Origin of the sequence: Fuerstiella sp. (genome assembly GCA_022447225.1) — a bacterium.
In the GTDB taxonomy this organism is placed as follows: Bacteria; Planctomycetota; Planctomycetia; order Planctomycetales; family Planctomycetaceae; genus S139-18.
This window is the reverse complement of sequence record JAKVAZ010000008.1, coordinates 275,589-288,607: the sequence shown is the minus strand read 5'-3', so window position 1 is coordinate 288,607 and position 13,019 is coordinate 275,589. Positions and strand designations below refer to the sequence as shown.

The following is a 13,019-nucleotide window of genomic DNA, read 5'->3' as shown; positions in this document are numbered from 1 at the left end:
CGTGTCCACGGACCTGCCAGGATCAGTCCAGTATGTTGAAGGAACATCAATGAAAAATCCCTGGATCGAATACCGGCACTTGCTCAATCGTCGGGGATTGCTGCAGCGTTCCTCGTCTGCAATTGGTGTGGCGGCTCTGGCAGGATTGATGGCACGTGACGGCGTTGCTCAGAACGCTGCGGTTGATCAGTTGACGCATTTTGCTCCTCGTGCCCGTCGCATTGTTTATCTGTTCCAGTCGGGCGGTCCGTCTCATCTGGAATTGTTCGATTATAAGCCTGGCCTTGGAAGACGACACGGCAGTGAGCTTCCCGACACTATCCGCCAGGGACAGCGATTGACAGGGATGACGTCGGGTCAGAAAAGCTTCCCGGTAATCGCTCCAAAATTTAACTTTCGGAGAGCCGGACAGGCAGGAACGTGGATTAGTGAACTCCTGCCGCATACCGCGAAAGTTATGGACGAAATCTGCCTGATTCGTTCGGTTCACACCGAGGCGATCAATCACGATCCGGCTATCACATTTATACAAACGGGTTCGCAGCAGCCGGGTCGACCCTCGTTAGGTGCCTGGCTGAGCTACGGGCTGGGGAGCGATGCGGAAGACTTGCCGGCTTTTGCCGTGATGATTTCACACGGTTCGGGCAGGGACGCTAATCAAGGACTGCTGGAACGATTGTGGGGCAGTGGATTTCTGCCGTCCAGTCATCAGGGAATCAAGCTGCGAAGTCGTGGGGATGCGGTCCTGTATCTTTCCGATCCCCCCGGGATCGATCGGGACCTCCGCCGAACGATGCTCGATGGTCTGGGGAAACTCAACGAACAGCAGCTCAATCAGTCGGGAGATCCCGAAATTGTCACGCGGATGGCACAGTACGAAATGGCGTTTCGCATGCAGGCGTCAGTTCCGGACCTGACAAACCTGTCCACAGAGTCGGCTGAAACATTCAAACGTTACGGCGACGATGCGCAGAAGCCGGGAACATTTGCTGCCAACTGTTTGATGGCCCGGCGAATGCTGGAACGTGGAGTTCGCTGTGTACAGCTCTATCACCGCGGATGGGATCAGCATGGAGGTATCCCGACCAACATTCCAAAACAGGCCCAGGATATTGATCAGCCTCAGGCGGCGCTCATCACGGATCTGAAACAGCGTGGAATGCTTGAAGACACACTTGTTGTTTGGGCAGGAGAATTCGGTCGTTCAGTTTACGGACAGGGCGGGCTCAAGGTCGATTACGGTCGCGACCATCACGGCCGTTGTTTTTCGATCTGGCTGGCCGGGGGAGGCATCAGGCCTGGTATGGTGCACGGCGAGACTGACGACTACGGATACAACATCGTCCGCGATCCGGTACACATTCACGATCTTAATGCCACGATCCTGCATACACTGGGTTACGATCATAAACGACTTACCTTCCGTTTTCAGGGGCGCGATTATCGGCTGACAGATGTCCACGGCGAAGTTGTGTCGGATGTTCTGAGTTAACCGGTCAGTGCTTCGAGGACACTCACCGGAACAGGTTGTCGTCCGAGGTGTCCCCAGTTACATGAATTGCCTCTGAACTCAGGAAACGGACCTGTAACAGTGACCACGGTTGTCCTGTCAGACTCCTTGATCAGGTGTGTCAATAGTTGCAGTGGCTTGAAAGATCGCTGCGCCGGCAGTCAGGAGTTGACGTAGTAGCCTTAGTCGCGGATTGACAGTCGTTTGTGAAAATTGACTGAATGTGGAATCACGAATTCACAGTCTCGCGCGAGTCAGGACCGCGCCGAGCTCGCCATCGACGCCGATAGTTTGTCCCGTAATTCAGTTGTTGGCAGAACCAAGCACAAAAGCGATAACGCCGGCGATATCATTCGGTTTAACCAGACGTCCCAAAGCGTGCCTTTGAGACGACAGTGCCGGGGCTTGTTCGGTTTCCCACAGCTTTGGTTATCTTTGGCCGGGTCGGGTAGCTAATTCAGGGACCAAAATCCATAATTCAAAATTGCGGCAAAACTCACCCACGCTAAATACGGGAACAGCAACACTGCTGCCGGGGACGAATGTCGTTTAAAGGACAGTATCGTGGTTGCAATCGTCAGCCACAGCACGCCTATCTCCAAGAGTGCCCAGCCGGGCTGGTGCCAGCCGAAGAAAATTACTGACCACACGGCGTTTAAAAGCAACTGAATACCAAACATCGTCAGTGTCAGACGTTTGCCGGTCGACACGCTGGATTTCCACACCAGCCAACCGGCGACTGCGATCATCAGGTACAGCACTGTCCAGACCGGACCAAACACCCAGTTCGGCGGAGCGTAGTCCGGGCGATTCAACGATGCGTACCATGAATCCGGCGGAAATAACCGACCGAAGGTGGCAGCACTGAAGCAGAGTATCAGGAAGACGATGAGTGATGGATAGCGTGCAGTCACACCGCAGCCGACAGTAGCGTTTTCCGTCCGGGTTTTGGTCATAGTGATCACCATGATTGAACGGAACGTTAAGCCGGGCTCCGCTACTCAGTCAGACAGCTCGTGAAATTATGACGGTGCACTTCTTAGTCAGCACAATACTGAATGCAGACGTCCTGAGTTATGTAACCCTCTTTATCTCACAACTTGATCAGCTGCTGCACTGAGAAATCGCACCGTTTTAGGTGTCGATCAACTTGTGAATAAGGCAAAACGACGACCGAGATGTCGGTGTTCGGCTGAAGTGTAGTCTGAGTCGATTTGAAGTTGGCCCTTCCGGGCATGTTTCCGCCGATTGTTTTGATGCGACGAGCCAGTGTTTGTGCGTGCGTTTACTCTTCCTGTACGTCGGCCTCCAGGGTTTTTTTGATGTCTTCCGCCTGGACACTGTTGAGATAGATCGAGTTAGCGACGTCGTTGGTTACAGTCTCAATTTCCATCCAGTATGCGAATTTGAGTTCTTCGATAATCTGATTATTAACAGGTGACACTAATTGTTTCCCTGTTCAAAAAGGGTGACGGAGCAAAGGTGGTCTGTTTTACAGTCCCTTACTTTGCTGAGTGTGGGACAACTTCGCACTGGTCCCTGCAACGGCCTGTCAGCCTCAGACGATGTCGTGCGAAGACCGCATAGCTCAGATCGAACAGGTGGCTGATGATCGGCAGCCGAGTCAGCCAGACAATCGGACGCAGGCCAACGGCAGAATACAGTCTCCGAAAGACTTCGCCCCCTGATACCCAGGTGCCGTCAATCAGGCGTCCGTGCATTTCGGCCATAAATTCATCGTGCGACTTGCCGTAGTCGGCTGCGACAAAATCCGGTGCGGCAATGTTTGTGAAACGAATTCTGTTCTGTTGATCCAGACGCCCAAGGAGTCGAGTCTCACGCATGCACAGGGGGCAATCGCCGTCATAGAACATCTCAATATCGAATAAGTCAGTCATGAAAATTTTCCTCGGAAATGATGTTCAGATTCTGCGCAACGTCTTTTCAAAGTGACAACGAAACGTTTCCGGGTATCAGTTCGCGTTGGGTCAGGGGCCATGACCCTGTTACGATCGTCCTGTGAGCTGACGTTCCGAAGAATCAGCTTGAATGCGTTCCGAAATTGCGTTCCACAGTTGCAGTCGTGCCTTAAGTGACTTTTCCGCCGCGTCTTCGGCAGATTTCCAATTCCGTTTGTCGTCACCGCAGAGTTCGACCATCAGTTGTTCTGCCATATGGCTATGTTCATTGCCGTCAAGCTGAATATGCCGCTGCAGGTAGTACTCGAAGGAAGAAAATCGACCTTCGTTTTCGCAATTGAGCCGCGAAACAATTTGCTCAAACACGTCGGGCAGCAATTGCTCGCGTCCGAATGTGAAAGCCGCAGCGATTGCACACAGGTCACCGCTGTCGATGATGTCAAAGGTTGAGTCGACGAAGTTGCGAATGCTCGGCGGAGTTGGTGGTACGGACAGAGCATCGCGCCAAAATCCACCGCCCTGAATCGTGCCGATGAGCGTGTCGATTCGGGTGGTGTCGGCATTGGCCGCTCTCATCGCCGACAGATACAGTTCGAAGTGACTGGCAGGGTTTCCCTCGGCACTCATGTCCGATTCTTCGGCCAGGACGATTTCGTTAATTAGTTTGGCGGCCGAGCGATTCTTTGGTGGAGTCCACGGGACGGACACACATGTTAATTCACGCTGGAGTGACTTGAGTAAACTCATGAAGTCCCAAACGGCGAAGACATGGAACTCCATGAAGGTGATCAATGTTTTCTCACACGTCAACAGCGAATAAGCGGGATGCTGCAGCAAACACTGCCGCAGTCGCGAGATTCTTTCGTTCAATGAATGGCAGGAGTTCATGGGAACCGGGTTTCCTTAACGGATTAATGCGCAGGCAACGGAGTCCTGAGATAACCGCGAGACGCCTCGTGTCTCAAACGCTCATTTAGTGTTCCGCAGAGGGTTTCTTCTGAAATTTGTCGACACCGGGATGCTGACTGATCTTTGCGGCAGGTTCTGTGATGTTGCCAGCATGCCAGAGAAGATGAACTGGTGCAGAGGACAGATCGAATACCAGTAGCAAATCCTAAATAAACCAACTGGGTCGAACATAGCCGTTTGATTAATTTCGCTGCTGCTTTCTCTGGGAGTGACGACAAACTGCAGCCCTGCCCGACCAGGAAGTTTCATCTCGGCCGGTAAACGCAGTGTTCGTGGGGCATCGATGATTTCCACGTTCCAGCGATCCGGAGTGTCGCTGACGTTCAGGTCCACCGGATGGTAACGTCCGGGTTGCCGTCCCGGTCTGCCGGCCGGAATGTCCATCAATCCGCCAAACTGTCGTAGCAAGTTACCGCAGTACCAGCCCGTTTAACACCGATATGTTGAATGGAATCGAACTGGGTTTTCCCGGATCAAGTATCCTTGCGAAGGCAATCGCAATAGACGGTACTTCGACAACAATGCTGTTTCATCGCCACGAACGTGAACATGTCGGTTACCAACGTCAATCGTAAGGTCTGCAGTGAGGGATAGCAGTCGACCTGTCATGACGAAGAGGCTCCCTTACAGGCAGTCACGCGTATGCCCCCGTTTACCTTCCAGTGAGCATGTCTTGTACCCGAGTCGGTGTTCCGGAAATGGTGACGTCGAAGTTGTACGCAATCTCAGCACCTTGGTCCGTCAACTGATCGTACAAACGGATGGCCGGTTCGTGTCACGTCTTTGTATCACGAGATTCCATGATTGTGATCTCCCGATTTGAGTTGAAGATTACAGAACCACATCTTCACTGTTCAGTTCCTAGACTCAACGATCGTTTTGACCAGACGATCACTGCGTAGAATCAAAATTGAGATGAAATTTAGTCCGGATGAAAACGGGCCACCCGTGTCCGGACGCCCTCTTGGGCGTGTCATCGGCTTCCCCAGTTCCGGTGTTGTGTATTCGCCGTTATTTCCGCGGTGGCAGATCCTACAGCATATTGTGAAGCTGATCTTTCAATTTGGTTCTGCTGACACTCAATGAGATCGGCGAGTCGTCAGCCCCACTGTGATTGACTCGTACTGAGGGATGATTGAAGAAGTTCGATTTTGTTCAGGACACCCAAACGTCGATCGAAACAGGTTGCAGAAAAAGTTTTTCATTCGTTGTGGCCGACTGAAAGTGGCTTTCTATAAACAGCCAATACTCAACCCATGCGTTGATAAACAGCTAACTCAACCTTTTTGTTTAACGGACCGGAGTCAGAACCATGAACAAACTAATCACACTCATCGTTGTGGCAATGTTTGCTTCCACTGCAGTCGCCGGAGACAGATGCAAAGGAACCGTGATTCTATCGAGAAAGATCCGCCAACCGTGCCCAGGTACGTACATTCGGGCGGCGCACGCAGCAGCCAGGCCGGATATTGTTGATACCGCCGTTGAAGCGGGCTCATTCAAGACACTGGTTGCCGCTGTAAAAGCCGCCGGGATGGTGGAAACCCTGAAAGGCCCCGGCCCGTTCACGGTATTCGCTCCAACCGATGAAGCCTTCGCCAGACTTCCCAAAGGAACGCTCGCAAGTCTGCTGAAGTCTGAGAACAAGGCCAAACTCCAGGATATTCTGACGTACCACGTGGTGTCAGGAAGCGTGAAGGCCGCCGATATCGTGAAGCTGACCGGCGTAAAGACTGTGCAGGGTCAGCAGGTTGATATTACAGTGAAAGATCACAGGGTGAGTGTCGACGGTGCGAATGTAGTGAAGGCCGACATTGAAACCGGCAACGGGGTGATTCATGTGATCGATCGTGTGATTCTGCCAGCCGATAAAGACACCGTCGATACCGCTGTTGAGGCCGGGGGGTTCAACACGCTTGTTGCCGCTGTGAAAGCCGCAGGCCTGGTCGATACGCTGAAGGGCGAAGGACCGTTCACGGTATTCGCACCAACCGACGACGCTTTCGCGAAACTTCCTGACGGAACCATTTCGAGCCTTCTCAAGCCGGAAAATAAGGACCAGCTGGCTGCGATTTTGACATACCACGTCGTACCTGGAAAAGTGCTGGCCAGTGACCTCGTGCAAATCTGCTGTGCAAAGACGGTGAACGGCAAGTCCGCGCGTGTCACTGTGAGTGATGCGGGTGTTATGATCGACAGGGCCAACGTGGTGGCGACAGACATTGAGACCAGCAATGGGGCAATTCATGTCATCGATAGAGTCATGCTCCCCTAGCTGTTACCCGGCGATGAGCGACTCGGTGTGGGCCACCGAAAGTTTTCGGTCGCCCATGTTTACGTTGGTGTCAGTCAAGTCCTGATCGGAAACGTCAGGAGTTGACTGACTTTTCGGCTGGTCGTCGTGCTTGCGACTTGGGTGGCAGTACCGGATGTTATCATGTTGCTGTGTATGACTATGACGAAGCAGGGCAACGGAACTGGTGAAATGATTCCTGGTGGCACAACGCTGTTCAGTTCATCGTTCGATAGGTAATGATCAGCACCAGAATTGCTCGCACCGTCCATGTCATCGTGCGAATCCAGTTGGTGGCAACAAGTTTGTTATGCGTCACTGTTGAATATTCCACCGTCAGTGCGTTGTGTGCCGGCACAGATAAAGTTGCTGTCGAAAGCCAAAGGACAGCCACGAGTGCGGCGCCGATCCATGCCAGAGTCCCGCATTCTACCGGCAGATACTTGAGCAACAGCAATGCCGTTGCCAGTTCGACCAGCATTGCCGGGCCGACAACCCATGTCGTTAAATACTGGTGCCGCTTTTCGTACGTCTTGAATTCGTCAGATCGAATATTGGCAAACAAGGGGTAATGCACGATCTGTACGAACCAGATCAGTCCCGTCATAAACAGGGTGGCGAACACATGGATGAGCAGAATGAATTTCATAGACGGTTCATTGACCGGGTCGTCGTGCGGCGTTTGTCAGTCCTTTGTACTTCACAAGTTTTAGATACCGTTGCGGGCTTCGCATCTTGCGGCACATCGGCTGCTGAGTCATGTCCAAAACCTTTCAGCAGCCGTCTGTTATGTAAAAACTATGGTCATCTGAAGTCGTTGTCGTTCAGTGTTCCCGGACCTTCAGGCCAGTGTGATTCCGGCCGGTTAGGGCGTGATTCATGTCATCGACCGTTGTTTGTTCAGCCGTTTTCCGGGTTATCAGCCATGTTTTTTTCTCAGGGTGTGTGCGGCCTGACACATTGATTTCAGTTTCAAATAGGCCTGGTCCAGGTCCATTGGATTCTGCACGGAAGGCGAGAACCCGCAGTCGGGGTGCAGGGTGATGCGTTCCTTGTCTACGTATTGCATTGCTTCTTCGACACGTTCCATAACCACGTCCGGTGTTTCGATCTTCCGGTCGCAGTGATCGATACAGCCCAAACCCAGTCGCGGTCCGTCGGGGAATTGTGCCAGGGATTCCATTCCTCCCGCAACGGGAGTGGCGTACTCCATTGAGATGGTGCCAACCCGTATTTTTGCCAGAGCAGGCATGATGAGATCATAGGGACCTTCAGTGCCGTGTGTGTAATTGAAGTGTGCATGGCACAGGTGCATACCTGTGTTGATGGACGTGAAGCCATCCAGCACCTGATTGATCAGATCGACGCACAGATCCATCTCGTATTGAACATCTGTCAGACCCTCACGTTCACGAAACCTGGGGTCCACAAGGGTACTGAGCCACGGTTCGTCGAGTTGTATGGTATTGATTCCGTTTTGGATGAGGTTTTCAATTTCGCGTCGGAGTATGGGAACGCAATCTTCCATCAGCCGTTCCGGCACGGGATATGCCTGTTTTGAATGGTCCGCATGCCACATCCGTCTGCCAATGATATACGGGGCGGGCAATGTTACTTTCAGACGGCATTCAGTTTTCGTACGGGCAAACGCAGCCTCTTCCAGGACGAGAGGGCGGTAGTATTCGATGGGTTCGACCACCGCGGGATACAACATCTGCCGGATGTCGATTAAGTCCGGTTTGAAGCCCCTGACACGTTGCGCAAAAACTTTGACATAACTTTCCCGACGCCATTCACCGTCCGTGATTTCATCCAGACCCGAACGTTCCTGCAGTCGCATCACGGATTCCACGGCCGGGTCCAGCAGTCGGTTCGTTTCGTCTTCGGAGATTGTTTCGTCTTTGCGGTCCAGGATGATTTCCCGTATCCACTCAGGTCGAGGCAGGCTGCCGATAACGGTTGTCGGAAAAAGTGTGTCTGCCATCATTTTGTGCTCAGCAAAAAAACAGGACAGCGAAAAATACAACCATTCCGGCCAGCCCGTTTCCTTACGGGCACGCTTGCATCGGCTGAAAATGTCCGCGCAGAAAACGCTCGAGGAGTGCTTGAGATAACAGCAGCAACGTCGATTGTCCGCACCCAGGTTCTCTGGTCATACACCACACAACCTTCGATGTGTGGACGTTTTTTTCGCCGAGTCTGACTGGTTTAAGCAGACTAACGATGAAGCATCATGCTGTCCATTTGTTGACCACAGGCCTTGGAACAGCGGTAACCGCTGCGGCGGCAGTTGTGTGTAACGACTATCGATCTGTGTTCGTTCCCCTGCGCTTTTGTTGAGTGCATGCTGGACAGGTGCTCAGTCATCGGTAAGCTTGGAGCTGTGTTTCTGCTTCTGAATCGAGTCGCAATACCGTGTCCACCGGGTTCAACCTGTCAGGACACCTCCATTGGAGGCAAAAAGAGTCTGCTGCGCAGTAAATGTTGATGTGTTGATGAGTTAATTTCATTGTCTGATGATGTGGTCACTCGGAAGCGTTTGCGGTACTGGTGTCCGTCCCGGTCTTCAAAACCGGTGAGATCAGCTTGCCTGGTCTGGTGGGTTCGATTCCCATCCGCTTCCGCTCTTTGACTTTACGTCACGTCAGCTGTTTTCCATTCGCCGCCAGATTCCGTTGTGACATCAACCACCTCAGTGTTAGTGTCAGTGAACAGTCGTCCCATCCGTTCAGCCGCGTCTGCCTGAGCAGCCCGCAGCAAATGGCTTCATGTTCCCGCTGTCCGTTCGAACGTGGATCGTTCCATACGCTGCTGAATCAGTTCCGGGATTGCCAACTGACGTGATCCGTCATAGGGTGTGCTGTGCTTTCCTGTTCCGGACGAAAGGGGTTATCGTGGTTGACCAGACCGTTCGATACTGTGTCGTTTTGCCGGATGGGCGAAAATCGAAGCCACAGACGTTTGATGCTCTGAAACTTGCATTTGAATCGGAGCAGATTCCGGAAGGTTCCCAAATCGAAACCATCGGTAGTCCCAAGACCCAGCGCTGGGACTCGTCCGAGTTTTTTGTGATGCCGGAAGATGGCAGTGAGTCCAAATTGCCGGACATCGAAATCCCTCCGGCTGAGAAACACGTTACCGGGCCGTTAGTGCTGCCGTCCGTTCTTGGTATTGCCGGAGGACTCGGCATGCTGCTGGTATTTGCCGTGCCACTGGGAATGGTTCTGGTATATGGACTGGGAGGCTCACGGCACTCGGTATTGATTCTTAACGTGGTTTCCGGTCTGGGACTGGCCTGCTTCGGAATGTTTCTGATCGCCTTTGTTGGGTTCGCGGAAACCTCACTGCGAATTTTGCAGCGAATCCTTGAGTCAATTAACCGTCAGCATTGATGCTTGAAACATGGCGGCTGGCGAACGGACACCGCATCGCGGGCGCTGAACTACCCAGGGAAGATCCGACGGATTGTCGCTTCTTGCTGTTGCCGAAACCGTGAACGCCGGGATTTTACTGACCGCTGTAGAATCGATCGTCTGACAAAATTCGGACTGCAAAACGCCGACGATTACGGGGCAGATTCAGGATAAACGGTTCCGGTAGTCTTCGTATGTGAATTTGCGTGTGACGTTGATCCTGTCTGTATGCGGATCGTAGTACGCAATCACTGGCAGCGGCACTCCGTTGAACGTGGTGTTCTTAACCATTGTGTAATGGGCCATGTCGGTGAATACCAGTCGGTCACCGGGTTTCAAATTTTCGTCGAAGGAGTACTCACCGATGACATCGCCTGCCAGACAGGTCAATCCACCCAGCTGAATCGTATGCTGTCGTTCGCCCGGGGACCCCGCCCCAAGAACTGTTGGTCTGTAGGGCATTTCCAGGACATCAGGCATATGGGCTGTTGCTGACGTATCCAGTATAGCGACCTCTGTGTCGCTGCTGCGAAAGCGATCCAGAACTGTTGCGATCAAAAAACCGGTGTTTAACACGACCGCTTCACCTGGTTCCAGATACACACGCACGTCATAGGTTTCACGCATTCGCGATACACAATCGCACAGCAGGTTGATGTCGTAGTCGTCTCGGGAAATGTGGTGGCCGCCACCCATGTTCAGCCACCTGATGTGCCGCAGCGCGTTTCCAAAATTCTGTTCTACTTTTTCCAGTGTTCGGGCGAGTGTTCCTGAATCCTGTTCGCACAAAGTGTGAAAGTGCAGCCCCTCGATTCCTTCCAGATTGGCGTTCTGCAGTTTTTCGGCGGTGATCCCCAAACGTGTTCCTGGTCGGCACGCGTCATAGAGTTCCGTTGTCACCTCAGAATATTCCGGGTTAATTCGCAATCCGTATGAAGCCTGGTTTGCCGGCCCGGTTGCTACCGACCGAAAGCGGTCCCACTGACTGAGGCTGTTGACGGTGATGTGTGTCGCGACTTTGGAAAGCCAGGAGATCTCCTGTTCGGTGTAGGCGACACTGTAGCAGTGAAGCTCACCGCCGAATTCTTGCAGACCAAGCCGGGCTTCGTGTACCGAACTTGCCGCTGTGCCCTGCAGGAATCGGCGAAGTTGCGGAAACACGGAAAACATGGCGAAGCCCTTCAAAGCCAGAATAATTCTCGCCCCGCAGCTCTGCCGGACTGAGTCCAGAATTCTGAGATTGTTTTCCAGCAACCCCAGATGAATCAGATAGGCTGGTGTCGGCAGTTCATCCCGCCGGCAAAGGTCAATCAATGCAGTTTCGTCCATGTCCACCAGTCTAACGGGGCTGTTTCTGTGACCATGTGAACCGTCGTGTTGCGGGCCCTTTTCGCCCGGTCGGTGCACAAATCTGATTCAACAGGAATATGTTTACTGTGACGCAGTACTAACGAGGTAACTGATCGAAGAATGGTTTACCTTCGATTACCTGCCAGGGCAGTCCGTACTGATTGAGATCCTCCATGAACGGGTCAGGATTCAATTGTTCCATGTTCCAGACTCCCGGTTGTTTCCACACGTCTGTTACCATCAGTTTCGCGCCAATCATGGCCGGGACTCCCGTCGTGAACGAAATTGCCTGCGAGCCCACTTCGCCGTAACACTGTTGGTGATCGCAGACGTTGTAGAGATAGATCTGTTTCTGTTTTCCGTTTTTGGTTCCGTCAAACACGCAGCCAATACACGTTTTGCCCTTTGTGCGAGGTCCCAGACCGGCCGGATCCGGCAGCAGCGTCCTGAGGAATTCAAGAGGGACGATTTTTTCTCCCTGAAAATCAACCGGTTCGATTCCCGTCATACCGACGTTTTCCAGTACCTGCAGGTGCGTGAGATACGAGTCGGAAAACGTCATCCAGAAGCGGATACGTTTCAGCCCCTGCATGTGCCGGACGAGAGACTCCATTTCTTCGTGGTACAGCAGATAGATTTCTTTCGTACCAATCGCCGGATCCGGAAACTCAAAAGACTGATGCACGGCCAGTGGATCGGTCTCCTTCCATTCCTGTTCCCAGTAGCGGCCAGTAGCTGAAATTTCACGAATATTGATTTCCGGGTTAAAATTGGTTGCGAACGGCAGGCCGTGCTCTCCGGCATTGGCATCGATGATGTCGATGTGGTGAATCTCATCGAACAGGTGTTTTCGGGCGTAGGCGCAGTAGACGTTGGTCACACCAGGATCAAAGCCGCTTCCCAGCAGAGCCATCAAACCTTTGTTCTCAAATTGCTCGTGGTACGGCCACTGATATTCGTAGCTGAATCTTGCTTCATCGCGTGGTTCGTAACAGGCCGTATCCAGGTAATCCACTCCGGCGGCCAGGCACGCTTCCATCAGGTTCAGATCCTGATACGGCAGCGCGACATTAATCAGTACGTCGGGATGGACCCGTTGCATCAACTCAACCGTTTCAGCAATATTGTCGGCATCGATCTGTTCGGTGCGGATCGGGCGGTGAAGTTTTTCTGCAATTTCATCGCACTTCGATTTTGTGCGACTGGCGAGGCAAATTTCCGAAAAAACATCAGTTGCCTGGCTGCACTTACTGACAACCACCTGTCCGACGCCCCCCGCGCCAATGATTAACACCCGTTTGCCCATAATCGTCTTCTCAGGTTGCCGGAGTCTGTGTCACACGGAGTCAACCTGTCCATATTTTGAATGTTTGCATCGAAGCTGTCAGCCTGATAAGAAAATTTTCCGCGCGTGGCAATCAACCGACGTCGCCGTGTTTTGCACTGAATTTCTAGCTGAACCGGAAACTGTGAGCACGATGATTGCAAATCACAACCCACCACCCACTCGGATGCGGGATTCCGCCGTGAACTCTGCAAGCCGCACGGTTACCTGTGGACAGTCG

The 13,019-nt window shown here is 52.7% G+C and carries 12 protein-coding genes and 1 tRNA gene; 4 read left to right on the top strand and 9 right to left on the bottom strand.

All coding sequences use genetic code 11. The features are described 5' to 3' along the window. Positions 1 to 49 precede the first annotated feature (49 nt). A complete protein-coding gene (locus MK110_10425; protein MCH2211709.1) occupies positions 50 to 1,492 on the top strand; it encodes a DUF1501 domain-containing protein in 1,443 nt (480 codons plus the stop codon). A 470-nt stretch (positions 1,493 to 1,962) separates the two neighbouring features. Here MK110_10425 and MK110_10420 read toward each other — a convergent pair whose 3' ends face one another. From MK110_10420 to MK110_10400, 5 genes are all read right to left on the bottom strand, one after another. Further along, positions 1,963 to 2,466 (bottom strand): tryptophan-rich sensory protein, encoded by a 504-nt coding sequence (locus tag MK110_10420; protein MCH2211708.1) that lies wholly within the window; start codon positions 2,464 to 2,466, stop codon positions 1,963 to 1,965. A 329-nt stretch (positions 2,467 to 2,795) separates the two neighbouring features. Further along, positions 2,796 to 2,954 (bottom strand): hypothetical protein, encoded by a 159-nt coding sequence (locus MK110_10415; protein MCH2211707.1) that lies wholly within the window; start codon positions 2,952 to 2,954, stop codon positions 2,796 to 2,798. Between the two features lie 58 nt (positions 2,955 to 3,012). Beyond that, entirely contained in the window at positions 3,013 to 3,408 is a 396-nt protein-coding gene (locus tag MK110_10410; GenBank protein ID MCH2211706.1) for a DUF393 domain-containing protein, read from the bottom strand. A 108-nt stretch (positions 3,409 to 3,516) separates the two neighbouring features. After that, complete coding sequence (locus MK110_10405; GenBank protein ID MCH2211705.1) at positions 3,517 to 4,317, bottom strand: DUF3050 domain-containing protein; 801 nt, start codon at positions 4,315 to 4,317, stop codon at positions 3,517 to 3,519. Between the two features lie 81 nt (positions 4,318 to 4,398). Then, positions 4,399 to 4,782: a DUF2867 domain-containing protein gene (locus tag MK110_10400; protein ID MCH2211704.1), complete on the bottom strand. Its 384-nt coding sequence runs from the start codon at positions 4,780 to 4,782 to the stop codon at positions 4,399 to 4,401. Between the two features lie 928 nt (positions 4,783 to 5,710). Between MK110_10400 and MK110_10395 the strand changes: the two genes are divergently transcribed. Beyond that, positions 5,711 to 6,673, top strand: coding sequence for a fasciclin domain-containing protein (locus tag MK110_10395; protein MCH2211703.1), 963 nt, complete (start codon positions 5,711 to 5,713; stop codon positions 6,671 to 6,673). Positions 6,674 to 6,908: 235 nt separating this feature from the next. Here MK110_10395 and MK110_10390 read toward each other — a convergent pair whose 3' ends face one another. Continuing rightward, positions 6,909 to 7,340 carry a hypothetical protein gene (locus tag MK110_10390; protein ID MCH2211702.1) on the bottom strand — a complete coding sequence of 144 codons (432 nt, stop codon included), beginning with the start codon at positions 7,338 to 7,340 and terminating at the stop codon, positions 6,909 to 6,911. A gap of 270 nt (positions 7,341 to 7,610) precedes the next feature. Next, positions 7,611 to 8,675, bottom strand: coding sequence for a cobalamin-independent methionine synthase II family protein (locus MK110_10385; protein MCH2211701.1), 1,065 nt, complete (start codon positions 8,673 to 8,675; stop codon positions 7,611 to 7,613). A 547-nt stretch (positions 8,676 to 9,222) separates the two neighbouring features. On the opposite strand from MK110_10385, the gene MK110_10380 reads away from it, so the two are divergent. Together MK110_10380 and MK110_10375 are read left to right on the top strand one after the other, a co-directional pair. Further along, positions 9,223 to 9,315 (top strand) — tRNA-Sec (locus MK110_10380). Positions 9,316 to 9,585: 270 nt separating this feature from the next. Then, complete coding sequence (locus MK110_10375; GenBank protein MCH2211700.1) at positions 9,586 to 10,083, top strand: hypothetical protein; 498 nt, start codon at positions 9,586 to 9,588, stop codon at positions 10,081 to 10,083. A 186-nt stretch (positions 10,084 to 10,269) separates the two neighbouring features. On the opposite strand, the gene nspC is transcribed toward MK110_10375, so the two are convergent. Further along, the gene (gene nspC, locus MK110_10370; protein ID MCH2211699.1) at positions 10,270 to 11,433 is read right to left on the bottom strand and encodes a carboxynorspermidine decarboxylase; all 1,164 of its coding nucleotides are present in this window, start codon (positions 11,431 to 11,433) and stop codon (positions 10,270 to 10,272) included. Positions 11,434 to 11,551: 118 nt separating this feature from the next. Beyond that, the gene (locus MK110_10365) at positions 11,552 to 12,760 is read right to left on the bottom strand and encodes a saccharopine dehydrogenase family protein (GenBank protein ID MCH2211698.1); all 1,209 of its coding nucleotides are present in this window, start codon (positions 12,758 to 12,760) and stop codon (positions 11,552 to 11,554) included. Positions 12,761 to 13,019 lie beyond the last annotated feature (259 nt).